The following is a 26955-nucleotide window of genomic DNA, read 5'->3' as shown; positions in this document are numbered from 1 at the left end:
GGTAGGGAGATGGTAAATAATGGAACTAATTATCGGGATCAATCGCGACTAGCGAATTCAAGCTTAAGCAGTTTGTGTCAATCCAGCGAAGAAATTACAGATAATGAAAATTGCCACATGGAATGTCAATTCCCTTAAGGTTCGCCTCCCTCAGGTTCTTGATTGGCTGGCGATAAATCAGCCAGATGTGCTGTGTCTGCAGGAAACCAAGCTGCAAGATGAGAATTTTCCCATAGCGGCAATCGCGGAAGGGGGTTATCACACCATTTATGCCGGTCAAAAGACTTATAACGGTGTTGCCTTGCTCAGCAAGCAACCGGGAAGTGAAGTTATTACGGCGATGCCCGGTTTCGATGATCCTCAGAAACGCGTCCTCTCGGCTATCTACGAGGATGTGCGGGTAATTTGCATTTATGTGCCCAATGGGGAAAACATCGAGTCGGAAAAATATCAATATAAGTTGAAGTGGCTGGCCGCACTCAATGGATGGCTGCGGAATATGCTGAACCAACACCAGAAATTGGTGCTGCTGGGTGACTTCAACATCGCGCCGGAAGACTGCGATGTGCATGATCCGAAATTATGGGAAGGACAAGTTCTGTTCAGTTTGCCGGAGCGCGAGGCATTCCGCGACGTACTCAATCTGGGTCTTCTGGACAGCTTTCGCTTGTTCGATCAGGCGGAAAAATCCTATACGTGGTGGGACTATCGCATGATGGCCTTTCGTCGTAATATGGGTTTGCGGATAGACCATATTTTGTTGAGTAATGAGCTAGCAAAAATATGCACCGCATGCGTCATAGATAAAGCGACACGCAAGCTTGAGCGGCCTTCCGATCATGCGCCGGTAATGGTGGAACTAAGGACTAAGCCACTGGGGCTCAACGCGGATGTTTCATAAATTTATGCGCGTCTCCCTGAAATGCCATGCTTATTTATTTGCACGGGGCTGATGTCCACGCTAGCCGCTCACGAAATACTGCAGGGCGCGATAGGTCCCATGGAGAGGGCGCGCGAGATTGCCTGCTGACGGTTGACCACGCCCATTTTTTGCGCCGCATTCTGGAGATGAAAAGTCACCGTTCGTTCCGAAATGTGGACAATGTTGGCGATTTCCCAACCCGTTTTGCCCTCCGCCGCCCATAGTAAGCACTCTCTTTCCCGTTCCGTCAAACTGATTTTCTTCAGGGGCAAGGGACCCTGGCTAAGTACAATACGCTGTACCGCCTCGTGCAGATAACAGGTTAACAGCTGAGCGTGGCCCATCATCGCCAAAATGTCATTCTGCGCTTCGCGGGACTCCCGTGAAGTGGCAAGACTAAGCATTGCGGCTTCACCGCGCCCTCCATGAACAGAGAAGCTGGCACCGCTCACCAGGCCGGAATCCTTTGCTTCGCTCCTTACCCTGGCTTCCTTGCGTCCTTTGAAAACCTCGTTCTTCCAGATAACCGGAATAGTGGTTCTGGCGCAGTGTGATACGGTAGGATCGATATTGGCATAACCCTCCTCATCATAATGCTTACGCCATTCTTCCGGATAACAACTGAGGATGAATCGATAGGGACGGGTGAGCGAAGTATTTACCTGCACTCCATAAAGAAAATGTTCAAATCCCATCTGGCCAATAATGGCAGTTGTATTGCTATGCAGTTCTTCCACAGTGTTGCAATTTAGCAACGATTCGAGCAGGCTTAGATCATTCATGATTTTTCCCTTTCATGATTTATTCCCTTTGTTTCCCCAGAGGGCCCCAATAAACCATTATTTTAGTCAGGATGATTTATAAAAGATTCATATATTACAATATGTTATTTACAGATCTGTGGAGACTTTTTCAATGGCTCAACAATCTGTTTGTTAATCATACCGCGATTCAGGGCTTCCACAATATGACTATTCGCCTGTATGGACTAATTTAATTGGTCCAAAGTAGCTATTTACGCAAAACATTTATTGTGATTGATATTCCGGAAAATCAGGGAGGGATGATTATGAGCGATAGAGAAATGTTTTAATGGATTTATAGGAAAGATTCGATCGTTCTTTTCATCCGCTAATCTTATTGAGCATAGCTGGAAAATGATTGCGTTCTACGCCAGAATTTTCTCGTATCGCTCTTTCTCAAGACGAAATTCTGGGTTTTGCGATGACTGATACTCGTGAGTGTCAACTGATCGAGCTTGCCTTGTCTCGACATTGACCATAAGGGCGCGAACCAATTCCGTTCCAGTTCTTTTAAACTTTCCCGCCAACCATAAGCGTCCGCATACTGGGCCCTGCCATGCAGCGAATCAAGTACGATAAAATGATCGCCAGGTACGGCAGATTCACGCCATGCGGTCGCATCCAAGGGTAACCGCATGTGGGTTATACCTGATGCTAGCGCGAGAGCGGCGGCAAGCACATCATCGCTCCATACATGGGTATAGGGAGAGGTCATAGACTGCGGCATGACTCCACCCCCCCAAAACCAGGTACCGTTAATGGCAGGTTCGCCGCGTGCTTCGCGTGATTGGTTAAGAGGATGTTCGTGCAGCACCATCTGAACTTCGTTGAAGAGAGCATGCCAGGATGTATTGTTGGTACCGAATGGCAATAGCTCATTGATACCCTTGTTGACAACCTCGCTAAGCAAATGGGTTTCCGCCGGAGGTATTGCCGTTGCGCGTAAATACCAGCGATCGGGCCGTATCGGAACAAATACCATCTCCTGGCCACTCCCGGCAAAGTGCTGGTTAAGCAAACGAGTGAATTGTTCCGCCTCTTCCATCGAGATCCGGAACACACGGCTATCGCCCAGCAGGATCTGATCACGCTCGATGCGCAGATGCACAGGGTCGGCGCGAACCCAGTAATCGCCCCCAACCTTTATGCTTCCCGCGCCATCGGTATCGAGGGTAATTGGCGCTACTGGCCAGTCCCGTTGTTTCGGTACCCCGAAAGCCCGGCAAAGCCACGCCTCGACGGGTACTGGTTTATCCTCAGTCCGCAAACTTTTGGCTAGTAGACTTTCCAGTCCGGGCAGCGGCAAATCCCGGTAAATCTCAGGTAGGGACGCATCTGGCCAAAAGAGGGAAGGAATAAGCAAGTGTAGATTTAGGATCATCCTGAATCCGCAGTTGGGAAAGGGTGGGTACGGAAGCGGACGTAGCCGGATACGATGGTTACCGGATCAATACAAGAAACCGGACGAGCTAACGGTGGAAATAACCGGGGGAAGCAGCACTATTCTGCGGTGAGCCTTTTTAACCGCCCGCCACTGTCATCCTGTCTATCAGCAGCGACCCGCATTGTTTAGAGCCACGTATTATCACATCGCTACCCACCGCGGAAATACCGAGCAACATGTCCTTGAGGTTACCGGCGATCGTGATTTCCTCAACCGCATAACAGATCTCCCCACCTTCTACCCAATAACCGGCGGCTCCACGAGAGTAGTCTCCGGTAACAGCGTTCACACCGTGCCCGAGCAACTCGGTTACCAACAATCCTTTCCCCATTTTCTTGAGCAGTGCAGAAAATTCGAGGGCCGCACCATTATCCAGAATCAGATTGTGATTGCCCCCGGCATTGCCGGTGGTGCGCAACCCAAGCTTGCGCGCGGAATAGCTGCTGAGAAAATAGCCTTGTAAGACGCCATTTTCTATCAACCTGCGTTCATGAGTGGCGACACCCTCATCATCGAATGCTCCGCTCGCCAAACCTTTTTTCAGATGAGGCAGCTCCCGCATCTGTATATCCGGCGCAAATACCTGTGTGCCTACACTGTCCAGCAGAAATGACGACTTTCTGTAAAGACTACCACCGCTCACGGCGCTAACAAGATGCCCTATCAGGCTGGAGGCGATTGGTGCTTCAAACAATACCGGTACTTCACAGGTAGCGATTTTTCTTGCGCCCAGGCGCGCGACACTGCGCATCCCAGCTTTTTTGCCGACACTATCGGCCTGCTCCAGATCAGCGGCGTCACGTACCGTGCTATACCAATAATCACGCTGCATGGCCTCATCCTGGCTCGCGATCATCGCACAACTGATGCTGTGGCGAGAGGAAGGATAACCACCCATGAAACCGAGACTGTTGGCGTGAACGAACTGCGATTCGCTCAATGACACACTCGCCCCCTCGGAGTTGCTAATACGTTTGTCAACCGCAAACGCGGCCGCTTCACAAGCCTGAGCAAGCTCGATTGCCTGTTCCACAGGCAATTCCCAAGGGAAGTACAAATCGAGATCGGGAAATTCCCGCGCCAGTAAATCAGCATCGGCCAATCCCGCGCAATCATCGGCGGCGGTGTGTCCGGCGATGGAGAGCGCTGCCGCCACGGTATCACTCACAGCCTGGGGAGAAAAATCAGAAGTGCTCGCATGACCGCGCTTCTGGCCGATATAAACGGTCACCGAGAGGCCTTTGTCCCGATTGTATTCAATGGTCTCCACCTCACCCCGGCGCACTGTGACATTCTGGCCGAATCCATCCGAGACATCGGTTTCACAAGCGGAGGCGCCGGCCTTCTTGGCATGGTCCAGCACATCCCGTGCAATATTCTGGAGTACTGTAAAAGGATAGGAAAAACGTGGCGAAGACTTTGCGCTTTCGTTCATGGCAGCTTTATGGAAATAATAGTGGATTGGTTATTGAATGACCCCTAGTTTTCTAAGCAAGGGTCAAGTTCGGCAGGATCAAATTACATTATGGTTAAATGACGCTATGATAGCAGTTTCTTAACGTTGCATTAACCAATGCCGCCATGCAAAAAAACCGGGTAAACATTTTGGGGCAGCCCGAGCTGGAACCATCCCCCAGCAAGACCCGCCGCAAGCAAGAAATGCACGCCCTGCAGGATATTGGCGAACAGTTGGTGCAACTCGATCTCAAACGGCTGACGGAGCTGGATTTGCCGGAGGCGCTAACGGACGCCATACTCGAAGCCAGGCGGATACATAAACATGAAGCCCGCCGCCGGCAGATGCAATATATTGGCAAGTTGATGCGCGACGTTGACGCGGCGCCAATTTTGGAAAAATTTGACTTATGGAGCGGCGTAACCCTGCAAAATACCGCACGATTGCATCTGCTGGAACGCTGGCGCGATCGGCTGCTGGCGGATGAACAGGCTTTCGCTGAATTTGCGCAGAAACATCCAGATGCTGACTTGCAGCATCTGCGTGCACTCGCACGCAACGTGCGCAAGGAGAAGCTTGCGAATAAGCCACCCAGGAGCTTTCGCGCGTTGTTCCACGAATTACAGAAGATTATTCCGGAAGAGTCCAGGAAGATCGACGCAGACGACCTGGCGGAAAATGAATGACGGATATTCCAAGCGCGCAGCGGATAGGGCGAGCAACGGGTGTCAGTTTGAGCAGGGTGGATGGATGAAGCCTAGCGTATACATCCTACGTTGCGACTAGAATTTGACGCCGGTGCCGACCAATTCCGATGAAACTATTTTATAAATGAATTCCGCTGGCTCCAGGCTGTCCTGTAAATGACCGGCGACCTCAGCCTGGGGGTACATAAAAAACGGGAGCTCGCCCAATATGCTATCTTTCGCCAAGTTAATATCTCTGCCATGATTGAAGGCCACCCAATTCATTTCCCAGGCACCGAACAATTTCTCGCGCAGCGCGGCCACGCGCGGATTACTGATGGGTAAATCCTCGTCCAATGCCAGTTGGCGCACATCAGCGGGGTCCACGGGTACCCACCCCAGGCCGGCAAGATAAAATTCGGGACGGCAGTGCTGGGCGCTGGACACATCGCCTGATTGACCTAGCGTTTTATGCGCGGCGGACTCATCGATGCGAATTCCATAATTATCCCGGGCGGGCACACCGGCGGCCCGAGTGAGGCCTACAAACAGGGCATTGAGGTCGGCGCATTTTCCGCCTAGATTGCCGGATTCCAGCATGGATTTGATGTCGCCCCGTCCGCAGCCCCGCGTTGCCGGGTCGCGATAGGAATTTTCTACGACCCAATCGTATACCGCCTGGGCTTTCTTCAGAGGTGTTTGGGCATTGGCCTCTTTGACGATGGACAACGCGGTCTTGCGCACGATGCCATCCAGCGGAATATGTTTGGTCGGTTGCAGATAACGTTTCACTTCCGCCGGGATGCTGGCCGCGCCACTCTCGGTATAGTGACGCAAATCGACGACGCGATCGGTAGTCTTTATAATGCTGCTTACCGCGACGCTGCGCGGACCCGTGCCGCGCCACTCGGCATAAAACATGGGCGACGTCGTTCCCGGAATGTTGTCAAACCGGGCGATATCTGCGTTACCGCTCCATACGCTACCCTGGGAAAACTGATGGGCGGTATCGTTGGTGTCCGGTAACGGCAACCATAGACGCGCCTTTTTCCCCTCGTTGGGAAGGTCGACTTTATAGGTCAGACGGTAGCTGCGCGATCGCGGCCGGACAGCCTGTTGACCGAATACGGATGATGGAACCGGAAATAATACGGCGCTCATCCCACCGATCCCCGCTAGTTTGATAAAATCCCTACGCTTCATGATCTTCCCCCGCTATTCTGGTGCATCTTAACAATCGAAAGCGCGAATCTAATCCCGCCTTTCGGCTAAGTCAACCCCACATTTTCAACTCTTATTTCAAATCCCTTTTTTATCAATGACTACTTCTCCCACAGGGTTGCTTCCCGCCGTCGAACTTGAAACCGGAGTTCGTCCCACATACGCGGTCTTGTGGATGCATGGTCTCGGAGCCGATGGCAACGATTTTGTTCCCATTGTGGATGAGCTTGCATTGCCGTCCAGTCTCCACATCCGTTTTGTGTTCCCGCATGCACCCATGAGGCCGGTGAGCATTAACCGGGGCTTGGTGATGCGGGCATGGCACGACTATGACATGATCGATCCAGACTCCGGCGTTCATGAAGATATGATGAGCTTGCGCGATTCGCAACGGGCAATCGAAGCGCTGATAGGCCGTGAGAAGCACCGTGGTATCGAACCGGGAAATATCGTCCTGGCAGGTTTTTCCCAAGGTGGGGCCATCGCACTGCAAACCGGCTTGCGTTACCCGGAAAAACTTGCCGGCATCATGGCATTATCGTGTTACTTGCCGGCGTCGCAAATGCTCGCGGCGGAGGCGCATCGAGCTAATTCCGGCATATCGATTTTCATGGCACATGGCAGCGCCGACAACATCGTACCCAGGACGCTGGCAGCGGATTCAAGCCGGCAATTGCTTGAATCCGGCTATGCGGTGGAGTGGCATGAATATCCGATGGCACACTCTGTTTGTGCAAAGGAAATAGCCGATATCAGTGATTGGCTGAAGCGAATTTTGATGTAGCTCCGCGGAAAGCAGGACGTAGGGTGTAATAAGCGAGGCGCGTTATGCCATCTGCCGTCCCAATTTAATCCCTATTCAAACGTACCTTCATCGCACCCTCCCCAATCTGCTACGCCATATGGCGCAATGGGTTGCGCCCTGCGGTGTCGCCAATACGCGGAAAAAGGGAAGACTGCCTCAATACGGCACACGGCACAGCAGCCCCTGACATCATTTTAATCCCCGCCCAACTGCAATCTTAACGAATTCTTAACTTGCGCCTGACGCTGCCTTCACACATACTATATTACCCTCCTAACAATAGGGTATTTCCATACATATATAACAGAAACGGAGGAGACTAAAATGCATGCCACTCTTCAACACTCAGAACCGGGCAAACTGGCGGGTCAGCGGTCGAATCCGGTACTTGCAGAAGAAGATTCTGCGAAACAACGGATTGCTCATGTCGATGACGATCCGGATATCCGGGATACGGTAAAGCGTATTCTGAGCGCCAATGGATATATAGTCGATAGCTACCAGACAATGGGAGATTTCTTGGAATCCCTGCGGGAATCGGAAAATCCGCCGGATCTGGCAATTCTCGATGTGATGGTCGAAACCATGGATGCCGGTTTGGAAGCTTTTGTCGAAATCCGCAAACGCCTTCCACAGCTTCATATGATATTCATGACTTCTCTCGGGGAAGAGATCCGTCCGTATTTCACAGGCGTATCCGACGAATGGATTCTGATCGTGGAGAAGCCGGTTGAGCCCGCCAGTTTCCTATCGATTATTCGCAGCCGCCTTGAGAAGGCGAATGCGGAAATCTAAAGTGGGCGCCGTCTAGAGAACCCAGCCATGGCCATTGCCGAATTTTCCTGGGGTGAATCCAGGAGTCGCTTTGCATTCTCCGGGGTAACCGGCTCGAAGCTCAGCGATGAAGTATTAATCGGCAACGCCCGATGGTTTATTATTTTTCGATGGGGTGTGATCGGCATTCTCATCCTTTTTCAGATAGTAGCGGTAATTGCTTCAGATACGCTTACCGAAGCGGGCATCACTCATCAACAAGGATGGCCGCTCGCTATCACGCTGGTATTGTGCATCGCGAATATTGTCTGCATCTATGCCCTGGATTCCCGCCGGCAATCCAGTTATAACTCCCCGTCGATAAATATCTGGGCACAAATCATTATCGACCTTTTATGCTTGTCGGTTGTCGTCCACTATGTTGGCAGCATCGCAACACCTGCTCCGTTTTTTTATGTGCTGCACATTGCCCTATCGTGTATTTTCTTCTCGGCAATGGAAAGCCTGATAGTGACGATCCTGGTTTGCATCATGTATGCAATCGTTTTAGTGATAGAAACCCCGCTTCTTTTTCTCTCTCCCCAATCCGTGCTGATTGGTTCCGGCACATCCGGCATAAATCCGCATAAAATTGATATCCTTTCATGGATGTTTACCCTTGACGTACTGTTTGTCATTGTCTGGTATGTGGTTTCACGGCTTGCTATCGTGGTACGTACACGCGAACGCCAGCTCCTCGATGCTTACGAACAGATCAGCCGAGCCCAAGTTGAGAAAGATCGGTACGCAGTTCTGATGACACACCAGCTTAAAGCGCCGCTCGATGCGATTCGCAGCAAAATCAATCTGATAAAGGGCGATTATTGCGGAGAAGTTTCACCTGAAATAAAAGATGTCATAGCAAAAATCGATTACCGTGCTTCCGGTATGGCAGGCCTGATTCTGGATGTACTCAAACTTGAACGATTGAAAGCGGCTGCCCGAAGTGAAAATGCGCGAGAACATGTCAATATCGAAGCGGTGATCCGCAAGTGTGTCGACAAATTACACCCTATCGCCAATTCACGGCACATCGACATCAAAGTATCCGTTGAGGACTTTGTGGTTGAAGGCATTCGCAATCAGCTGGAAATTCTCTTCGAAAATATCATTTCAAATGCCATTGCCTATTCATACGATGGTGCATCGGTGGAGATTGCATCGATTATCGACAGGCAAAGTTTATCCACCATGGTAACGGTCACCGATCACGGGATTGGGATCGGAGAAAAAGACTTGCCGCATATTTTCGATGAATATTTTTATACACCCAGAGCCGTACTCCACAATAGAACATCAAGCGGAATAGGGTTATCGATAGTAAAAACCGTTGCGGAAAATAACAAACTGCAAATCAAGGTTTCCAGCGAGCCCAATAAGGGGACAGCCTTTTCCGTTGTCTTTCAGGGCGAGAAAAGTGCCTCGGTTGCGGAAAAGGGCGTGCAAGAACCTGGAAGTCCGGTTGCGCATCCAGCGAGCCCGCAGGCGGGGTCGCTGGAACCAACCGGATAGAAAGGGGAATGTTCACTCGGCGCCACCCACCCATTCGCGGCACAAATTGCCTGCCTGCTCCGTCATGAGCCATCCGAGCCAGGTTCGGTCGATAATTTTTTTCTCGACGTCTTAAGCTGTCCCCGCTGTATTTTGCTGCCGAGCCTCCTTGCCTGCGAGCTACGGGTCGGTTTGGTCGGTTTACGTATCCGGAGTGCCTGGGTTACGCTATCGATGAGTTCATATAGACGCTCCAATGCCTCCTCGCGGTTCTTCTCCTGGCTGCGATACCGTTGCGCCTTGATAACGACAACGCCTTCCTTGGTAATACGCTGATCCTTCAGTTTCAGCAGCCGTTCTTTGTAAATATCGACTAGCGATGAAGCCTGAATATCGAAGCGTAAATGAATCGCGCTGGAAACTTTGTTTACATTTTGTCCGCCAGACCCCTGCGCCCGAATTGCAGTTATCTCGATCTCGTTTTCGGGAATGATAATAGCCATATAGATTTTTTTCGCAACTTCCCGGTAATCTGAAATATCTACACTTGTTGAAACTTGGAGAGACTCACTTCCCTGGATCCTCCCAACGCGGCAAAAACGGCCTCGGTGAAAATCCAAAATCACGCGTCGCATCGGTGTGATCGAAACACAGATCGACATTCATGCGCATCGCCATTTCCGGCGTCATGTTCCGCTTACCGGGCAGTAGCATGATGACACGTATCGCACCTCGAAACAGCCACGCGGGAATGATCAGAAAACGCGCAGACTTACCAAGCGAATTAAAAATTCTTTCAACCATTTGACGGTAACTTAACGTCTCCCCGCCACTTACGTTATATGCCCGACAGAACGTAACAGGCTGACCAAGCGCGATGATGCATGCCTCCGCCAAGTCATCGGCATGTACCGGTTGCCGTAATCCCGAGGCTTCCCCCAATAATGGGAAGAAACCATAGCGCTGAATAAAGCGTGCAATTACCGCGATATTCTTATCGTGCACACAATCGTAAACCAACGTTGGACGAAATATTGTCCAATTTATTTCCAGACCACCGCCAAGCTGCGTAATAGATTCTTCCGCTGCAACAAAACGCGCTACCAGCTGTTGTTCACCGGCATCGGCAGATTTGATTTTGCTAAACAGGCTGGTTGAACCAAAGCCGATCACCCGCGTGATCCGTAGCGAACTCAAAACGGGCAGCAACGGCGGCAGCAGCCAAAGCGGAGCGAGATGAATAAGCGCCTGCGCGTTGACCCCGGGCAATTGCTCCGGATGCGTAATATCCAAGGGATACCAGAACATCCTCTTATCGATTTCGTCTGGATTCTCACGGTAATTGCGGCTGATGGCATGTACTTCGTAACCCGCATCAACGAGCCGGGGCAGCAAGAAACGTCCAATGATACTGGTTGCTCCAGTGACAATAATTTTGGGAGGAGAGGCAAGATCAGACATTGAGACATTAAACGCCAGGTTTGAGTTGAGAAAGCCCGTTCGCGGGAGGCGGTCCAGGAAGGCAGAAAGTTTGGCTTATTCCTGCCTGGATCCGGCAATGCGGCGGGCGGAGTAATATGCCGCCACAGCCGTAAAGCGCAACCATACCCCCAGCGCCACCAGCCACATCAAAACACCGGGATATTGAGATTGGAAGAATTTGCGATAGAACCGCATCATCCCTTTATGCTTGTGCCATTCCACAAAGATGGGACGAGACCGGCTGCATACTCCCTTATGATGCATAACCGGAGCATCGGGTACAAATAGAATTTTCCAGCCTTTCTGCCGAAAGCGCATGCACCAGTCGAAATCTTCACAATGCAGAAAGTAACCTTCATCCCACAGACCTACATTATCGATTGCCTCTCGCCGCACCAGCATCAGCGCACCGGAAATCGCTTCCACCTCAATCGGGTTATCGGGCAGAGCGTGTTTGTGCAGATGAAAATCAAAAAACAAACGAGGCCAATATTCCGCAAACCGATGCAGCCCAAAGGCACGAACAAAGGAGCGCCATGGGGTGGGTACCGCACGACGCCCTCCTGCCTGCTCGGTACCGTCCTCGTTGGTTAATAGCCCACCCACCATCCCGGCGTCCGGGCTGGTCTCAAGCACCTGGATCATCCGCCGCAATGAACCTGCACTCAAAACACAGTCCGGGTTCAGGAACAGCGCATAAGCGCCCATAGCCTGCGCGATACCGATGTTGCAGGCCGCGGCAAAACCGAGATTGGTCGTATTGCGAATGATCTTGAGTTTCGGTTCCTGAGGAAAGTGTTCTGTACAAAGCTCAAGACTTAAATCTGTAGAGGCATTGTCCACCACTAGCACCTCATTCACCTCGGACAATGCCGAACCAATGCATGCTGTCAGGAATTGACCAGCGTTGTAATTGACGATGATGACTGAGATTGAGGACTTATCTGAGTGAGTACCTATCTCAATAACCATTGGTATCTTTCATTTGTCTTCGCGACTCTTTTTAAGAAGAAGCAGGTGCTTATCCAGCAATCGCGATTTTCAGCACCGTAGCAACTCATGCCTTGCGTGCGGCCGTGCATTATGTAAATGCCAATCAAAAGATTTCCCTTCAACTGGTCAAGCTATCACGAAGATTTTGTATCTGTATTGTACGCCCGCATCTTTTCTCTCAATAACTCACTACTGGCAAGGATCAGATCCGTATAATGGCTATTTTCAACGCCCCAGATGGTGGATTGTTGAGATTCTTTGTGCCCCACAAGAAAGGGCTCAACAGTCAATACTTTTATGGATCCGTGTCTCTCAAGGTAGCGATCAATAGTGTTGGTTATTACATCATGGTTGGTTTCATCCCACCGTACGATAGTGTCGAATACTCGTTGGTGGTAGACGTTGAAAACTGTGCTGATTAATTTATCAATACTGGCAAAGTTGTGGCCTTGATAGATATGCGTCTCCAAGATACGCACATCCTTATCAAGATTGGCCATCAGCCCCGAAAAGATATCCCAATTCGAATTCTCATCGTTCAAGTGATGCTGTATGTCTCGCCATCGCGAGGCGAAATCGGGTGGAAACTCGACGTCATCTTCGCAGATGGTTACTTGTGGCAAACACTGTTGGCGTGCCAGCATGATTATCAACTTATAACTCATTGCGCAACCGAGCCAGCTTTGAGTGTGCCGCAGTCCTGGAAAACATGAAAAACTGAAGTGATTATCTTTGTTAAACTCATCCGTGCGTTCAACATATTCAGGCAATGTGAGGCAAATTTTGTCACTGGGTAATTTAACTTTGTGACCAGCTTGGTGCCAAAAATCTTTAAAGGTGATGTTGCCTGTTGCCAATAGAAATCTGTAGAAAAAGTAATCGAATCGATTGGGTTGCTCTTGGAGCAAAAGGCGATTCTCAGAAATACGCTGCTGACGTAAGCTGTCGTTGTCTAGCCAATAGCGTACACGTGCAACCATACCTGATATATCATCAATATCCACGAAATCAATGATCTGCAGCAACTCCCCATGTTGATCCATGTCGCTGGAACGTTCTGAGATAATGAGCTTATTCAATGATAGGCATTCCCAAATTCGGGTCGTTTCCAACAACGCCCCAGCATAGTAGTGAATGTTCACAACTATGCGAGCGCGCGCCAAGGCAGCATGAAGCGATTTCCCAAAGAGATCATTAACTATTTCTACGCGAAAATGTTTTTTAAGTTCGCGCAGAAATCCCTGCCGCCGCTTGTTTTTTACATCCCCATAAAAAATTACATCACAATCTTCCAACGTATGATCCGGCTCGGGCCCATAATTAGCGATGTAACCTATGGGAAGATAGTAGATTTGGCGCGGGCTCAAGCCCTTAAGCGTGAGGAAGCTGATATTGATCGTAGAGTAGTCGAGGATGGCGGCAGAATTTTCTAAGATACGCAGATACTCATCATTAAACCAGCGTGAACTGACCGATTGCTCCATCTGTAATGCGATGTATAAGGGCGGCAGTGATGCAAACATTTGGGGACAAATGACAAAGTAAAGCTCATCGTTGTAGCCGTGACCAGGGCGCTCATTGATGATTTGAGTTTCGACCCCAATTCGAGACAAGGCAGCCGAGATGGCATGGGCCAAGTAGAGACAATGTGGAGTGGTAAGAATGATTGTAGGCGCCACCGAATTCGATCGCAAGAGAAGTTTGGGTGTGGTGCCGGTGGGCATGGGTCCCTGACGCAGTTCTCCTCGTTTGACAATTTCAATTGCGCGACGTAATGAGTTTAGCATACCCAATTTCCGCGCGTGTAAGGCGTAACCGCGCAGAATTTCAGGGTGCTTCAGCAAGTATTTTATTGTCCCAGCCTTACGAGAAAATTCAATCCACACCTTTCGCATCAATCCACCCAAAATGTGTAGTGATCTAGTCTTGGCAGGCTCATTTCGTCAGGTCTTGCAGTACGACAAGAACAGTTTCAGCGGAAAACAGAAATCCTGAATCGTATCAGCATGATCAGAACATGGTTTTGGCAGGCGTCCCCACATCCCGGTTACTAGAAGGAGATGGAAATGTTATCTGTTTACGATTGCACTAAGCTGAAAGCGGCTCTATATGTCCCTTTAAGAGCGTCGGTTTAATTCATTTCATAAAGACCGCGACTTGTTTGAAATATATTAATAATACGCCATAACTCATAACGACTATTTATGTGATTGCGACGAAGGAACTCATAATATGCACCATTTGACTGATCGATATTCTTTCCATGATGCACAATTATGTCATCAATAACGCCAACAGTGAGTTCATGGGTCGATGCCAGCTTGCCCATGAGAAGATCGAGACCAAAGCCGCTGACACTGTAGAGGAAATACGGTAAAAAGATATCTCTTGCACGTCTAGACAATGCTGGCATCATGATTTCAACACTATTTGTTTTCCGACTCCCGGTCTTCTGGACATTGAAAAATGCTTGCCATATACACTGCGATTCAGCCGATAGTGAGGGCTGCGCTAAATCAAGCATTGCATCTTCCATTTTCTTGAAAAATGTTGAGATATCCTTAAAATTGAAAACAAGATCGTCATCGATAAAAAGAATATTGTCGTATAGATTGAATATCTCAGGCCAATGTAGCCAGCAGTTAAACATTCCTGTGAACTTTGTGCCGGCCTGCTCGCAAACATGTTCCGCGTTTCTTGTTTCGGGGAAATCGCCAGCATAGCAATTTAGAAAAATATCCCAATCACGTTTCTTTTTTGCATCAAACCACGACCAAAATTCCGTGTTTTTGGCGCACTGAACAAATACTAAATTTCGACCTTGCAGGGGCTGGGTACGACTTTTTAAAAGAGATGGTTTGATTTTGCGACGAAATTCCCGTTGGCGGCGTACTAGATCCGTATCATCGTTGGTAACAGCATTGACCATACGGCAATCAATATGTCCGGCAGCAAGCAAATGCGTTAGGATGGTTCCGTCACCCAAGTGCCCATGAACTCGGGAGAGGGCAGTCATGTCGACCTGTGGACATGGGTCTCGGTACTGTTTCCCACCGATTTCGAGATAATGGAGGAGTCCACAGCCCGTCTCGCTAAAATCAGGATTTTGCCATTCATACCAATCCAGATCAAAAAAGCGAGAAGGGCGGCTTTTCCTACCAGCTGAGTCTGTAACAAAGTGCTGGAGACTTGATTTGTCGGCGCCAAGCTTTATCTGTTGCCGGTAAAAGCCTGGATCAAAAAGAGGATTAGGCCAATCACCGCGGGCCTCACCTTCACGCACATAGTAAGCTGCAGCATCAGCTCCGGAAGAAAAGCGGCGACCTGATATTTTTCGATACCACGGCAGGTCGATGTAGCGAATCAGGATGCCAGGATTGGAGCTCATCCGCGTAGAATTCGCCTACAATATCGAACAAAACTAATAATCAGCGGTGGGACTCGATCATGAAATGCTTGCAGTTCACCGTGTCTTATTGTCGCCATAGCTTCCCCGATAGCACGTTCACCAGCTAGACGAAAAAAATTATCGAATGACTTCTTGCAAGTTTCAGAAGAGTTTATGATTTGTAATAAGCGGATTATTGGGTTTTCTAAAGCAGAGCCGAGCGCAATAATGCCCAGTCCATGCGTATGAGTAAAGTTGAAACTTACATAGTCATCCTTGATTTCATCCCAGAGTTTCCAAACTCCAAAACCTCTCTCCCTTACGTCAGTATCATGAAATAGGATAACGCTATTTTCAGATGCTTTTGGGAGCCACGTTTCATAGTCGTTCTTAACAGCCTCATAGGTATGCAGCCCATCTATATGGATGAGATCAAGGGTATGATTCTTGAACTCGGCTGCCGCTTCATTAAAATCTTTTCTAATTGCATGACCAATGCCAGTATATTTATTCTCAAGTATCCATTTAAACCGTTTATAGACATCTTCATCGTACTGCCCAACATGCTCATCTCCCAACCAGAGATCGACAGCGGTCGGCGAACAATCTATTTCAAATTTTCGTATCGCCTGGCATACGGCAAAAAAGCTAGCCCCATAGTGTGTACCGAGCTCTAGATATGTGCGTGGACGCATATAGTTCATGAGGCAAAACATGAATGGTATGTGTCCACCCCATGCGGTCGGTGTTAGCGTTTCAATTGTTGTTCCGGACGGCTCCAAAAATTTCAGCAGTTCCCCAGGCTCTTCACTCATATATGTCCAATATGCTTATATAAATTATTATTGGCTTTGCTACCTGCTAAATCGTAACGTATGTGTTACAGGATCCAAACTAATTTTCTTGGAGCCTTCTGATTCGCTCGTCGTATAGGTGGAAGAAACCGTTTCTTCCTTAATTTCGTTATCGAGGGCGAGTTTAATATCGCAAAATGAAGTCATGAGTTGTGTAAAACAAACATCCATTCGCATTTCGCTATAGCCCTTCTCCCTTAATTCATCTATATCTCTTTCATAAGGTGGGCTTAATGAATCGCCGTATCTAGATGCAATTCCCGCCATCATCTCATTCGTAAGGCTGCTGGTCTCAATGATTTGATTAATTTCGTCCCAATGAAAACCGAGATCAGTCGTGCGATCCTTACCCATGCGACGATATGACTCGACACCATGCGAAATTTTTTCGCGTAGCTGGTGTTTTGTTCTTATCGGTAGATGGTAGATGGGGAAGGCGTTTTCCACGGGGAGCCTTTGCGAGAACTTGTCTCCCATGAGGAGGGCATGGTTACCCTGCGCAACAATGTAATCGTCTAAAGGGATAAGACTAGGCTGGAAAGCAATCTTGCAGTTGAAGGAAGGCGTTGGTGGTTTCAGGAATAGCTCGTCAATTACTCGACCAGATTCCATGTCTAAAGGAACAAGATTGAGCCATGGCATTGAAATAATTGGAAAGGATCTGAATTTAGAAAGCATATGATCAAACTCTTCCCTTGACCTAAAGGGCAAGAATTCGTCCGCATCGAGAAAGAACACCCATCCTGGCACTTCGTTATCCACAACATTTCTGGCAATCCAGGTCATCAACTCCGATTGATAGTAGCCGGGTTCTTCGAAATAAAAATACTCAATACTTGGGTGTTTTTCCGAAAGGAGTTTTATGTACTCTCTAGTGCCATCAGATGAGAGGTGATCGATAAGAATAACTTGATCGAACAACGATAACGCGTGCGCACAAAAGGCCTCCACAATACTTTTCTCATTCCTGATCATTGAAATGAGTGTTATTTTCTTTCTAGTCTGATCTATAGGCTGGTTAAGCGTTTTTGGCAATTGAGCCGTAGACCGAGCACCTGAGGTAGTGATCCACGATTCATCTACGCGTGCGCTTATCGCGGTCATGACCTTCAATCGGGCGGCTATCTTAGAGACGGTCTCGTTAAGCCCTCTTTCTCGCAAAGAGGTAGCCAGAATTTTGAAATTATTGCTTATCCTATTTGGAGGCGACTGCCGCCAATGTACTGCTCGATTTAATACCCTTAAAGGCCGGGTAATTTTCCATGATCTACTTGAAAATACGCGTGCGAGAGTATTTCGAATATCACCTAACTCGCCACGGGTTTCACCTAATTCACGCTGAGTTTCTATAATCGTCTGGTTGAGGCTTGTGATCTGCTCTTTCTGCGTAGCTAGAATCTGGCTAAAGCTAGTGATTTGTTCGTTGTGTGCCGCTATAGCATTATTTGAAGAGTTGCTAATCAATAATATTGATAAATTGCGACTATAAGCCTTAATTAAATCAATTTCGAAAAAGTCCTCAGCCGGAATAATTTTCTTCTGATAATCAGCACTTTGATTTAGTAGTATTAGTAGTTGATCATTTAATAAGAAACGCTTGAGTTGATCATTACTCAGGTTCTGCACAAAATTTCTAGCATCAAGATAATTTGTTATGATTTCATCGGCGATTTGTTCACCTGTCTTTTTTTCGTTGTGCCGTCCCGAAAAATTGTAGTACTCGTTTTCTTGAAAATTATCTTTTGACAGATAGCCGCTGCCGCCAAAATGGTCATAAATATAAATGGGCTTTTTTATAGCTAGCCCATATTGCACTGTTTTTCCAATAGTAATAACCGCATCATAATTGTTCAAAAGATTCGGAGTAACTCGCACCGTTAAATGCTGATCCGTCCCAATAAAATTCACCAATACATTATTTTTTTGCAACAACGATGCTGCTTCTTTCAATTCAGCGGGTGAATGATTAGAAACGATAACTACTCGACTTAATCTTTCCGAATGTGTCCTATCACATTCCTGGGCTGCTTCATAGAAATCGACAGGTGCTGGATTTTGAAATAACTTAATCTTATCTATAGAGTCGCTGAAGTAGTTTCTTAATACATCCAATGTCTCTTGAGAATTGCATAAAATAATATCTGCTAATTTCTCTTCTGCTGCTGACACGACAGGATATTCCAGCTGTTCATAGGGCGACATATGATTAAATGTCATCCACGGCTTTTTGCCACCATGGGCAAGAAAATCAATAAAGCTTTCCGGTAAATGCTGATGATGAATCCAACAGAAATCGAGGTTGGGATAGATATCAATCAATTCTGAATCAGTTTGATCGGTAAAAACCACAACATTAGAGCCTAATGCTAGAAATTCCTGCGCAATAGGATCCTCAAATTCCGATGTAAAAATAGAGACTTTCCAATTCTGTTTGGCAAACCACGACGCAACCTCATACGTCACGATCTCGCTGCCTCTAAAACCTCTGAGCCAGAGAGTACAAATTAAAATATTTTTTTGGTGCATATCCTTTGAGTTATCCAGCGGACTAAGCGAAGAATCACTCTTGTAAAGAGATTCACTGAGATTGAATAAGTTTTCTGTTTCAATAATTTGATGTAAAGGCTTATTAGGAAACGAAAATACCGCCGGATATCGCCAAGATGTTAAGCTATTCCTCGCCTGTTTAATAAAATTTTCATCGGCGGCGCTGCTGGTATTAAGTAATTTGGAGATAAAATCTCTACGTACAAAATTCATATGGTGCATGCATATTTCATGCTCATCAAAGAATTTAAACTTGCCCCCTGGAACCGAAATCCTTCGGGTCGGATCAACAGATTCGGCAGGGAATTCACCAGCAAAATCAAATGCTAATTTATCGGTAATTTTTGCGATGAAACAAACGTTCGTTGTATCTACATCCAAGGATCTGTAAGTTGGCTTATGCACATAGAAATAAGAATGCACGCAACTATAATCGATATTTTTTTCTTCGATAACATTTTTTGCACTTTCAAATTCGGATGGAAGATAGAATTCATCAGCATCCATTAGTAGAAAATGCGTGGCCTCCTCGTCTCGAGCAATTCGCAAACCCTCACGCCGTTTTAAGAACTCATTTTTAGTTGCTGGAAGACTGAGATCTGGCTGGTATTTAATCCAGTCATCCACTAGATTGTGAATTTTTAGCTGTTCTAAAATATTAAGAGCTTCCGTACTTATCGGATGCCCGTAGTTGGAAACTTCCTGGTATATGATGGATAAATGGTCAACATAAGGGCGTATGCATTGCACTGCTTGAAATAAGGTTTCCTCGCTGTTAAAAAAATTGATGCTAGCCGATAATTTCAATTGCAATTTCCTCAGGTAAAATGTCCTGCGAGTCCGAGCGGTTTTTTATTTAATGGATAACACATATATGGGCTTATCGTTAAAATTGCTGGATATTAATCGTCTATTTGACTCCAGTAATGCTTGCTCCATAGGATTCCTTCACTAATTGGTATACCTTTTGTATTTTTTGGCGTTTCGAGATTGAGTTCTGCGCAATAGTCGGCCTTATCGTAACTAAACATCCCATGTTTATCTGAAATGCTGACTGTAATAAAGTAGCGACCCTGTAAAAAATTATTTTCGGGAATAATCAAATTAAAACAGCCTTTATTTCTTTCAACATCCATATCATCTCTTATTGTATTAAACAAAGTGACCAAATGACCCTTCTCATCAAAGATCAATACACCAAACGCAAAATCGCGAATGTCTTTATTGAAACCGAACTGAACCGTTAGTTTTATTTCTTCACCTGTTTGATATCGTTCTTTACTGAGTTCTACATTCGAAATATAGATGCTTTTTGATTTTTGTTTGTTAGCCTCTAATGATCCTTTGCTTAACTTGATATTTGATATTGATTTTTTGTTAAATTCATCATATTTCTCGCAAATGGCATGTGCATCACCTTCGTCAATAATCTTTCCTCCATCAATCCAGATTGCACGGTTACAAAAATTACGAATGCTGGGCAAGCTGTGACTAACAAAGAGAATCGCGCGCTTTTGTGAAACCATTTCTTTCATCTTTGTAATGGATTTCTCCTGGAAAGCCATATCGCCGACGCTTAGAGCCTCGTCAACAATGAGCACATCAGGTTCAACATTAATAGCAACAGAAAAAGCCAAGCGAGCGAACATACCACTGCTATAGACTCTTATGGGCTGATGAATGAATGCACCGATATCAGCAAATGCCACAATGTCATCCACACATGCGGCCATTTGTTCGCGAGAAAACCCCATCAAAGCACCTTGGAAAAAAATATTTTCAATCCCGGTGTATTCGGGGTTAAATCCTGCCCCCAACTCTAAGAGAGAAGCAATACTTCCATTGACTTGTACAGTACCTGCCGACGGTGTGAGTACACCTGCAATTATCTTAAGTAAGGTACTTTTGCCGGCGCCGTTCTTTCCCAATATTCCAATGGTTTCTCCCCGTTTCACGCTGAAATTGATATCACTCAAAGCATGAAAGTCTTGATGATATCTTTTTGCTCCTGGATGCAAAGCCTCTTTAAGCCGATCTATAGGCTTCTCATAGAGTTTAAATATTTTGCTGATTTGTTGTACACAAATAGCCACATTGTTGTAACTGTCATTTGCTTTTGGCATCAAATGACATCCGAAAAATGAGGGCGCAATTTTTTAAAAACAGTCGCTCCTGTTACCAACATTACCAGCGTAATACCCCAAAAAATCATGGTCTCGAATGGTTTTTCCCAGAACCATATTGGTTGAATAAGAGCTTCCCGGAAACCATTAACAATATAATAGATAGGATTAAACATAAATAACCAGCGCAGTCCTTCTGGGACGAGATCTATTTGCCAAAAAATTGGAGTAAGCCAGAATCCAAATTGTGTTGCCATGGCAATGAGCTGGCTCAAATCATTAAAGAAAATTACGACGCTACTTGTTAACCAGGCTAATCCAACTAGAAAAATGCTCGCGCATAAAATGTAGTAAACCAGTTGTAACCAATGCCAAGACGGTGAATAACCATATAAAACAAGTATCAGCAACATAAAAGACACAAAAAATAAATGAATAATCAGTGCCGAGCTCTGCTTTACAATTGGCAGCAAGCTCACTTTGAATACAATCTTTTTAACTAGAAAAGAGTTTTCTTTTACTGCTCCGTACGTACTAGACATGCTTTCAGAAAAATAAAACCAAGGAATTAGTCCGGTAATTAACCATAAAATAAATGGCACATCATTCACCGGTCTAGCTCTAAAGCCCACCTCGAAGACAAACCATAGAATTAGAACGGTAGCGACGGGTTGTATAAATGCCCAAAATATCCCTAGAAAGTTATTTAGATATTTAGTACGAAGATCATTCTTCACTAATGTAAATAAGAGTTGTTTATTGCTTGTCAGTGCAATTAGCAGTTCAAGAAATTGTTTAATCATTATTTCTTTTCTTGGTATTTGCTAAATACAGCCAATCAAGCTGGTGAGTAGCCGGGCAGGCAGACGTTGGGCAATATGCGTAATTAACGCTAAAGAGAGTGGTTCCGCATGGTTTGACTTCCAACGACATGTCCTTGCATTGGTATTTGTAACACTTGGTCATGCGGCTTATTAAGTAAAAGGAGTGTTCTCGCAGTTTTTTTATCTGATAGGGATTCCAAGGATGTCTATCCTCGAGCCGCGATAGGTCAAGTAAATAACTACATACATGTTAATCAGCGCGATAATCAGGTTTGATTGCGCCAGAAGTTGGCGGTCATTTCTGCCGCGATACGGAAAACGGTCTCTATGATCGGCTCAGTTAGTCAAAAATCAGCTGTTTGAGGGTACCAGATTTCTCGACACCGCCGATTATTCCACATAACACTTTTCGCGTACATTCCGCCGGGTCCTCAATAGATGTGTCAATCGTCATATAAGGCTGACCAGGCGGTGCATGAGGCGCGCTCACGCGGGTAATTCGAGGATTTCCCCTGCCTTCACATATAAGCGATCCGCGTCAATGATTAGCTGCGCCAGCCCTCAGTCGCCATGATAGGGGGAAAGCCATGATGATCACTACCCCGCATCTTTATCAAATGTGCCACTCCTGCTATGTGGTAAATGTTCCCAGCGCGTACTTGATAAGACCCCTGAACCCTTGCTCGACAAATGCCGGATACTACTCTCCGTCAAGTACATAGCGGCTATGACCTCAGATTGGTCAAATCATGTTTCAGCGCGAATGCCAGCGTAGATTTGTCGAGTGCGCGTTCTGTTCAATATGTACCTTGATTTTACGTTGACTGTTAGCCAGATAAGCCGCCTATACTTGCCTGATGCTTTCGCCGTCGCAGTGCCTTTTCAAATTTTTTTTATTTGATCTTGCATTTCCCCTAAAAGTGAATATAATTACGAATCATTCTCATTAATAATCGCGGAAGGAGCACCGAATGGAAAAGTCAGGCGTAGTTCCGGAAGTAGATGTTAATAAAAGGAATTTTGTCATGCTGGAGCAGAATGAGCGGATTTACAGTGATACCTTGTTTCAGCATGGCGACGAAGTGTTTATTCAGCATCAGGGTGAGCAATACCGTTTGCGCCGCACCCGTAACGGCAAGTTGATCTTAACTAAATAGTAGACTTGGGTCGCTTATCATGTATATTTGTGTCTGCAAAGGTGTAACCGATTCTGCAATCCGCGAGGCTGTTCACAACGGCGCTGACCGGATGCGGGATTTGAAGACCTGCCTGGGTGTGAGTGGGCAATGTGGAATATGCGCCTGCCACGCGAAGGAGGTGTTGGAACAAACGCTGATGCAGAAAACGCTGGCGCAATACCAGCCCACATAAACCCACTCGCACATGCGAGATCTCGCCTGAGGAGGCAAACATGAAAAGCAACGCAGATATCATCCAGTGGCTGAATCGCCAACTGCAGCACGAGTTGACAGCCATCAATCAGTATTTTCTCCATGCCCGTATGTACAAAAGCTGGGGCTTCAATAGCCTGGGCAAGCATGAATACGAAGAATCCATCGAGGAAATGAAGCATGCCGACGCATTGATCGAGCGGATCCTTTTTCTGGAAGGGCTGCCTAATCTGCAAGAGCTCGGCAAGCTCATGATTGGCGAAAAGGCGGAAGAATGCGTCGCTTGTGACCTCAAGCTTGAAATAATTTCCCGTGAAACCCTACTCGGCGCCGTTGCCGCGTGCGAAACCGCCAAGGACTATGTGTCGAGAGAGATTTTCGAGGACATTCTGGTAGATACCGAAGAGCACATCGACTGGCTGGAGACACAGTTGGATGTAATGCAGAAAGTAGGTATTCAGAACTGGCTACAGAGCCAGATGTAATTTATTCGTCGCTGCCGGCTTCCCTAAATCCGGCGGCGCTTTGCCAGCCAGCCCTCTCCCGGGCAAGCCAGCTATTTTTATCGGATTTGCCGGGGAACGGGCTGTGATGCAGCTTAAAAAAATAATTTCAGGCGCTATCGCCCCTTTTCCGATTGCGGCAGGATCGCGCGACGAGAAAATCCTGCTGGCTCATCTTCATGGCTTGGAAGCCATGTCCATGCATTCGCTACCTGGGTTGCTACGTGACACCATCAGTGCGGCCTGGCGCCTTGACTTCCCCACCGTTTGTATCCAGACGTTGCTGGGAAAGAAAATTGCCCATATCAAACAATTCTTAACGACCAGCTGGATCAATGGCATCCGGTCATGGGCTGAGGTACCGTTTGTCCGGCAAATTCGTACAGTAATGCGTCATTGTAAATGAGAGAGAGTTAATCGGGTGGGAGCATGAATTCCAATTACGCAGGCAGGATCACCGCGCTGATAGCTTTTGTTATGGGCTGTTGGATGTCGTTTCCGACGCAGGCGGCAGTGAGGGAGTACTGGATCGCCGCGGAAAAGACGACATGGAATTACGCGCCTTCCGGACGAAATCTGATCAAGCCTGATGCCGGGCTTGGTGTTTGGGGAGAAACTCCCGCATATACCAAGTACCGTTATATAGGTTATACGGACGGCAGCTATGCCAAGCCGCTGGCACAGCCCGAGTGGATGGGGATTCTGGGTCCTCAACTTCGGGCCGTGGTGGGGGATACCCTCAAGATTCATTTTCTGAACAAGACAGACAGACCGCTTTCCATGCATCCGCATGGGATGCTTTACGATAAAAACAGCGAAGGGGCGGATGGGTCCGGCGCGGGAGCAAGCGTCCCACCGGGCAAATCCTACACTTACACATGGGTTGCGGATGAGGACGCCGGCCCCGGACCTGCTGATCCCTCATCGATTGTCTGGCTTTATCATTCTCATGTAATGGAAGAAGAGGAGCCGAATCTGGGGCTGATCGGCACCATCGTCATTACACGCAAAGGAATGGCCCGTTCCGCCTCCAATCCCGCGCCTAGCGACGTGGATCAGGAATTTACTTCCCTATACATGATTTTTAATGAAGAAGAGGGGAAAGAAGGTGGGATGAAGCATGCGATCAACGGCCGCATTTTTGGCAATCTGGATGGTTATGAAACCCGGCTTGGCAAGCGCGTTCGCTGGCACATCGTTGCATTGGGTAACGAAACGGATAATCATACCGTCCACTGGCATGGACAAACGGTGCTAGACCATGGACGCCGGACCGATGTGATTGAGGTACTGCCCGCCAGCATGACTTCGGTCGATATGGTTCCCCGCTCCGCTGGCCACTGGCTTTTCCACTGTCACGTTGACGACCATATGATGGCCGGGATGGCCACCCGCTGGCGCGTCCTGCCGTAAAAGATACGTATGAATCATTCTCGGCATGATGTCTACGTGGCGGATGTAGATGGGGGAAAGCGTAGCGTACTCACAATAATCCAAATCGGGAGGGAACGATGGATTGCGCTTCGCTCCACTCATCCCGCTAATATTGGAGCATAAAATGCATTGAGCCTGGATAAAATAGAAAGAACGCATAGAAAAAATACAGGATGGGTGGAGTGAAGCCCACCCCATCAAAACCCATTGAGAAGGAAAAGCGTTATGAAGTCCACACACATTATATTTACTGCCATCGCCGCCATCGTTGGCGGTCTCTTTAGCTTCAATGCCTCGGCCCATGCGCTTTGGCTGGAAGGGGATGCCAAATCAACCAAGCTTTATTTTGGTGAATACAGCGAGAATTTGCGTGAAGCTTCGCCCGGCAGGCTTGACAGCATTGTCGAACCGGTGGCGGTGGTGATCGAAGCGACAGGGAAGGAAAACGCGGTCGCACCCATCCGCGAAAATGGTTACTTTGCGATTCCCACAGGCCCTACGGGTGCTGTGGGCGCCACAGTGCTGGTGCAGGCGCTTAAACAGCCTATACGTGAACCACAGGGAGAGAATCCCGGCCCTGTTTCAAAACGCTTTATGTATGCGCGTCTTGGCAAGGGCGGCAGTTTGCCTCTGGATATAGAGAACGCCGGCGATATCCTGCGCTTAAGTTTTATGGGAAAGCCTGCAGCCAAAGCCGAGATTATTATTATCGCGCCAAATGGCTGGGAGAAGCATTTGAAGACGGACGAGAAAGGAGAGGTTTCTTTTCCGCTGCCCGAATCCGGTCTTTATGTGGTTGAGGCGAAATATGAGCTGAAGAACCCAGGGGAATTCGAGGGTAAGTCCTACGCCATCGAGAGCCACAAGGTCACCCTTAGCATTTACAAATGAGTACGTTGCAATCCGGAACAGGCGAGCCCGGGTTACGGCCAACCGGAGCACGTTTAACCGAGTCCCATATAGCCGAGCCGCGCGCAGCTGATCTACCCCCGCCGCCTCCCACTGAGCCGCGCGGCTACCTTTTTCTGTCGCAAGGCATGAAGCGCGGCCGCTTTCTTGTCTGGCTGCGCCGTATGCATGCCTGGATGGGGCTATGGGGGGCGGCGATGGGTTTGCTGTTCGGCGTGTCCGGTATTCTGCTCAATCATCGCACCGAGATGAAAATTCCGCTGGCCAAGCAGGAAGAAACTCGCCAGGTGCTTACCCCACCCGCTGCCAGTCTGCAAACCCCCGAAGCATTGGAAGCATGGTTACGGGCGGAATTCAAGCTGCCCGATGCGAAATCCCGCGTGCAGAAAAAGCCTGCCGGCCCCGTTCCCTGGGGGGGCGGGCAAATCGAGCAACCGGAGAACTGGCGCATCACGCTCATCGCGCCCAATCTGAATGTGACTTCAGAGTACTGGAAAGGGGACGCGGAGACACATATTGAGCAGAAGGAAGCCAATCTTTGGGCGACTCTCGCCAACTTTCACAAAGGCAGCGGGATGTCCAACGTGTGGATATTACTCACCGATACATTGGCCGGCGCACTGCTTATTCTGGCGATAACCGGGACACTGTTGTGGAGCCGCCTGCACGGCCCGCGCCTTCTGGCGGCGGGCCTGGTAGGTACCACGCTTACTGCGTTATTGGTTCTCATGCTGAATGCACTCTCATTATCGTGAGGCTGCAGTTTCTTATCGATCGAAGCATTACCATGAAGTATCTATACAAGTTTCATCCTTCCGCTTTTCACATCCGCCAGGGGGCGTCCACAGCCAGCCAGTAGTCTTGCA

25 protein-coding genes are annotated in these 26955 nt (G+C 47.8%); 12 read left to right on the top strand and 13 right to left on the bottom strand.

Going from position 1 to position 26955, the window contains the following annotated elements:
• Positions 1-103: 103 nt before the first annotated feature.
• Positions 104-901 (top strand): exodeoxyribonuclease III, encoded by a 798-nt coding sequence (xth, locus tag SQ11_RS06265; protein ID WP_041513304.1) that lies wholly within the window; start codon positions 104-106, stop codon positions 899-901.
• A 68-nt stretch (positions 902-969) separates the two neighbouring features.
• On the opposite strand, the gene SQ11_RS06260 is transcribed toward xth, so the two are convergent.
• The 3 genes from SQ11_RS06260 to pmbA form a co-directional block, all read right to left on the bottom strand.
• A complete protein-coding gene (locus SQ11_RS06260; protein WP_041513303.1) occupies positions 970-1704 on the bottom strand; it encodes a LuxR family transcriptional regulator in 735 nt (244 codons plus the stop codon).
• Positions 1705-2059: 355 nt separating this feature from the next.
• On the bottom strand, positions 2060-3106 hold the full coding sequence (locus tag SQ11_RS06255; RefSeq protein ID WP_041513302.1) for a phosphoglycerate mutase: 1047 nt from the start codon (positions 3104-3106) through the stop codon (positions 2060-2062).
• A gap of 139 nt (positions 3107-3245) precedes the next feature.
• The gene (gene pmbA / locus SQ11_RS06250; protein WP_041513301.1) at positions 3246-4604 is read right to left on the bottom strand and encodes a metalloprotease PmbA; all 1359 of its coding nucleotides are present in this window, start codon (positions 4602-4604) and stop codon (positions 3246-3248) included.
• A 146-nt stretch (positions 4605-4750) separates the two neighbouring features.
• Here pmbA and yjgA point away from each other — a divergent pair, with 146 nt between their 5' ends.
• Positions 4751-5311, top strand: a complete 561-nt coding sequence (yjgA, locus tag SQ11_RS06245; protein WP_041513300.1) for a ribosome biogenesis factor YjgA — start codon at positions 4751-4753, stop codon at positions 5309-5311.
• A 96-nt stretch (positions 5312-5407) separates the two neighbouring features.
• Here yjgA and SQ11_RS06240 read toward each other — a convergent pair whose 3' ends face one another.
• On the bottom strand, positions 5408-6472 hold the full coding sequence (locus SQ11_RS06240) for a transglutaminase-like domain-containing protein (RefSeq protein WP_232297914.1): 1065 nt from the start codon (positions 6470-6472) through the stop codon (positions 5408-5410).
• Between the two features lie 157 nt (positions 6473-6629).
• On the opposite strand from SQ11_RS06240, the gene SQ11_RS06235 reads away from it, so the two are divergent.
• The 3 genes from SQ11_RS06235 (at position 6630) to SQ11_RS06225 (ending at position 9662) form a co-directional block, all read left to right on the top strand.
• Positions 6630-7316, top strand: coding sequence for an alpha/beta hydrolase (locus SQ11_RS06235; RefSeq protein ID WP_041513298.1), 687 nt, complete (start codon positions 6630-6632; stop codon positions 7314-7316).
• A 345-nt stretch (positions 7317-7661) separates the two neighbouring features.
• Complete coding sequence (locus tag SQ11_RS06230; protein WP_041513297.1) at positions 7662-8132, top strand: response regulator transcription factor; 471 nt, start codon at positions 7662-7664, stop codon at positions 8130-8132.
• A 27-nt stretch (positions 8133-8159) separates the two neighbouring features.
• On the top strand, positions 8160-9662 hold the full coding sequence (locus tag SQ11_RS06225) for a HAMP domain-containing sensor histidine kinase (RefSeq protein WP_041513296.1): 1503 nt from the start codon (positions 8160-8162) through the stop codon (positions 9660-9662).
• 62 nt (positions 9663-9724) lie between these two features.
• Here SQ11_RS06225 and arfB read toward each other — a convergent pair whose 3' ends face one another.
• From arfB to SQ11_RS06180, 9 genes are all read right to left on the bottom strand, one after another.
• Positions 9725-10144, bottom strand: coding sequence for an alternative ribosome rescue aminoacyl-tRNA hydrolase ArfB (gene arfB, locus SQ11_RS06220; protein ID WP_041513295.1), 420 nt, complete (start codon positions 10142-10144; stop codon positions 9725-9727).
• Positions 10145-10208: 64 nt separating this feature from the next.
• Positions 10209-11102, bottom strand: a complete 894-nt coding sequence (locus tag SQ11_RS06215; protein ID WP_041513294.1) for an NAD-dependent epimerase/dehydratase family protein — start codon at positions 11100-11102, stop codon at positions 10209-10211.
• A 75-nt stretch (positions 11103-11177) separates the two neighbouring features.
• A complete protein-coding gene (locus tag SQ11_RS06210) occupies positions 11178-12095 on the bottom strand; it encodes a glycosyltransferase family 2 protein (protein WP_041513293.1) in 918 nt (305 codons plus the stop codon).
• A 155-nt stretch (positions 12096-12250) separates the two neighbouring features.
• The gene (locus SQ11_RS06205; RefSeq protein WP_052494029.1) at positions 12251-13903 is read right to left on the bottom strand and encodes a hypothetical protein; all 1653 of its coding nucleotides are present in this window, start codon (positions 13901-13903) and stop codon (positions 12251-12253) included.
• A gap of 344 nt (positions 13904-14247) precedes the next feature.
• Positions 14248-15504, bottom strand: a complete 1257-nt coding sequence (locus SQ11_RS06200; RefSeq protein ID WP_041513292.1) for a DUF707 domain-containing protein — start codon at positions 15502-15504, stop codon at positions 14248-14250.
• Positions 15501-16319: a class I SAM-dependent methyltransferase gene (locus SQ11_RS06195; protein WP_052494028.1), complete on the bottom strand. Its 819-nt coding sequence runs from the start codon at positions 16317-16319 to the stop codon at positions 15501-15503. Before SQ11_RS06195 ends, SQ11_RS06200 begins: the two co-directional genes overlap by 4 nt.
• Before the next feature lie 39 nt (positions 16320-16358).
• Positions 16359-19712 (bottom strand): glycosyltransferase family 2 protein, encoded by a 3354-nt coding sequence (locus SQ11_RS06190; RefSeq protein ID WP_041513291.1) that lies wholly within the window; start codon positions 19710-19712, stop codon positions 16359-16361.
• Positions 19713-19807: 95 nt separating this feature from the next.
• Positions 19808-21028, bottom strand: coding sequence for an ABC transporter ATP-binding protein (locus SQ11_RS17525; protein ID WP_041513290.1), 1221 nt, complete (start codon positions 21026-21028; stop codon positions 19808-19810).
• Positions 21028-21831, bottom strand: a complete 804-nt coding sequence (locus SQ11_RS06180) for an ABC transporter permease (protein WP_041513289.1) — start codon at positions 21829-21831, stop codon at positions 21028-21030. Before SQ11_RS06180 ends, SQ11_RS17525 begins: the two co-directional genes overlap by 1 nt.
• A 1046-nt stretch (positions 21832-22877) precedes the next feature.
• Here SQ11_RS06180 and hemP point away from each other — a divergent pair.
• From hemP to SQ11_RS06145, 7 genes are all read left to right on the top strand, one after another.
• Positions 22878-23009 carry a hemin uptake protein HemP gene (hemP, locus tag SQ11_RS16375; RefSeq protein ID WP_198140818.1) on the top strand — a complete coding sequence of 44 codons (132 nt, stop codon included), beginning with the start codon at positions 22878-22880 and terminating at the stop codon, positions 23007-23009.
• Positions 23010-23028: 19 nt separating this feature from the next.
• Positions 23029-23223, top strand: a complete 195-nt coding sequence (locus SQ11_RS16755; protein ID WP_074630277.1) for a (2Fe-2S)-binding protein — start codon at positions 23029-23031, stop codon at positions 23221-23223.
• A 40-nt stretch (positions 23224-23263) separates the two neighbouring features.
• Positions 23264-23728: a bacterioferritin gene (gene bfr / locus SQ11_RS06165; protein WP_041513287.1), complete on the top strand. Its 465-nt coding sequence runs from the start codon at positions 23264-23266 to the stop codon at positions 23726-23728.
• A gap of 40 nt (positions 23729-23768) precedes the next feature.
• Entirely contained in the window at positions 23769-24152 is a 384-nt protein-coding gene (locus SQ11_RS06160) for a hypothetical protein (RefSeq protein ID WP_156972424.1), read from the top strand.
• 23 nt (positions 24153-24175) lie between these two features.
• Positions 24176-25159, top strand: coding sequence for a multicopper oxidase domain-containing protein (locus tag SQ11_RS06155; RefSeq protein WP_041513285.1), 984 nt, complete (start codon positions 24176-24178; stop codon positions 25157-25159).
• Positions 25160-25405: 246 nt separating this feature from the next.
• Positions 25406-26071, top strand: a complete 666-nt coding sequence (locus tag SQ11_RS06150) for a hypothetical protein (protein WP_041513284.1) — start codon at positions 25406-25408, stop codon at positions 26069-26071.
• Positions 26068-26844, top strand: a complete 777-nt coding sequence (locus SQ11_RS06145; RefSeq protein WP_041513283.1) for a PepSY-associated TM helix domain-containing protein — start codon at positions 26068-26070, stop codon at positions 26842-26844. The genes SQ11_RS06150 and SQ11_RS06145 overlap by 4 nt, the downstream gene beginning before the upstream one ends.
• Positions 26845-26955: the final 111 nt, after the last annotated feature.

The sequence above is a fragment of the Nitrosospira sp. NpAV genome (assembly GCF_000832065.1).
Lineage (GTDB): Bacteria > Pseudomonadota > Gammaproteobacteria > Burkholderiales > Nitrosomonadaceae > Nitrosospira.
Note: the sequence above shows the minus strand (reverse complement) of the source record. Positions and strands in the feature narration are given on the sequence as shown.

Bases quoted from the DNA above. Each gene is read 5' to 3' on its own strand.
- arfB (WP_041513295.1), bottom strand. From the start codon at position 10,144: ATGGCTATTATCATTCCCGAAAACGAGATCGAGATAACTGCAATTCGG.
- SQ11_RS06235 (WP_041513298.1), top strand. From the start codon at position 6,630: ATGACTACTTCTCCCACAGGGTTGCTTCCCGCCGTCGAACTTGAAACC.
- SQ11_RS16755 (WP_074630277.1), top strand. From the start codon at position 23,029: ATGTATATTTGTGTCTGCAAAGGTGTAACCGATTCTGCAATCCGCGAG.
- yjgA (WP_041513300.1), top strand. From the start codon at position 4,751: ATGCAAAAAAACCGGGTAAACATTTTGGGGCAGCCCGAGCTGGAACCA.
- SQ11_RS06230 (WP_041513297.1), top strand. From the start codon at position 7,662: ATGCATGCCACTCTTCAACACTCAGAACCGGGCAAACTGGCGGGTCAG.
- SQ11_RS06200 (WP_041513292.1), bottom strand. From the start codon at position 15,504: ATGAGCTCCAATCCTGGCATCCTGATTCGCTACATCGACCTGCCGTGG.
- SQ11_RS06260 (WP_041513303.1), bottom strand. From the start codon at position 1,704: ATGAATGATCTAAGCCTGCTCGAATCGTTGCTAAATTGCAACACTGTG.
- pmbA (WP_041513301.1), bottom strand. From the start codon at position 4,604: ATGAACGAAAGCGCAAAGTCTTCGCCACGTTTTTCCTATCCTTTTACA.
- SQ11_RS06210 (WP_041513293.1), bottom strand. From the start codon at position 12,095: ATGGTTATTGAGATAGGTACTCACTCAGATAAGTCCTCAATCTCAGTC.
- SQ11_RS06255 (WP_041513302.1), bottom strand. From the start codon at position 3,106: ATGATCCTAAATCTACACTTGCTTATTCCTTCCCTCTTTTGGCCAGAT.
- SQ11_RS06195 (WP_052494028.1), bottom strand. From the start codon at position 16,319: ATGAGTGAAGAGCCTGGGGAACTGCTGAAATTTTTGGAGCCGTCCGGA.
- SQ11_RS06155 (WP_041513285.1), top strand. From the start codon at position 24,176: ATGAATTCCAATTACGCAGGCAGGATCACCGCGCTGATAGCTTTTGTT.
- hemP (WP_198140818.1), top strand. From the start codon at position 22,878: ATGCTGGAGCAGAATGAGCGGATTTACAGTGATACCTTGTTTCAGCAT.
- SQ11_RS17525 (WP_041513290.1), bottom strand. From the start codon at position 21,028: ATGCCAAAAGCAAATGACAGTTACAACAATGTGGCTATTTGTGTACAA.
- SQ11_RS06225 (WP_041513296.1), top strand. From the start codon at position 8,160: ATGGCCATTGCCGAATTTTCCTGGGGTGAATCCAGGAGTCGCTTTGCA.
- SQ11_RS06240 (WP_232297914.1), bottom strand. From the start codon at position 6,472: ATGAGCGCCGTATTATTTCCGGTTCCATCATCCGTATTCGGTCAACAG.
- SQ11_RS06150 (WP_041513284.1), top strand. From the start codon at position 25,406: ATGAAGTCCACACACATTATATTTACTGCCATCGCCGCCATCGTTGGC.
- SQ11_RS06215 (WP_041513294.1), bottom strand. From the start codon at position 11,102: ATGTCTGATCTTGCCTCTCCTCCCAAAATTATTGTCACTGGAGCAACC.
- SQ11_RS06180 (WP_041513289.1), bottom strand. From the start codon at position 21,831: ATGATTAAACAATTTCTTGAACTGCTAATTGCACTGACAAGCAATAAA.
- SQ11_RS06145 (WP_041513283.1), top strand. From the start codon at position 26,068: ATGAGTACGTTGCAATCCGGAACAGGCGAGCCCGGGTTACGGCCAACC.
- SQ11_RS06205 (WP_052494029.1), bottom strand. From the start codon at position 13,903: ATGCTAAACTCATTACGTCGCGCAATTGAAATTGTCAAACGAGGAGAA.
- bfr (WP_041513287.1), top strand. From the start codon at position 23,264: ATGAAAAGCAACGCAGATATCATCCAGTGGCTGAATCGCCAACTGCAG.
- xth (WP_041513304.1), top strand. From the start codon at position 104: ATGAAAATTGCCACATGGAATGTCAATTCCCTTAAGGTTCGCCTCCCT.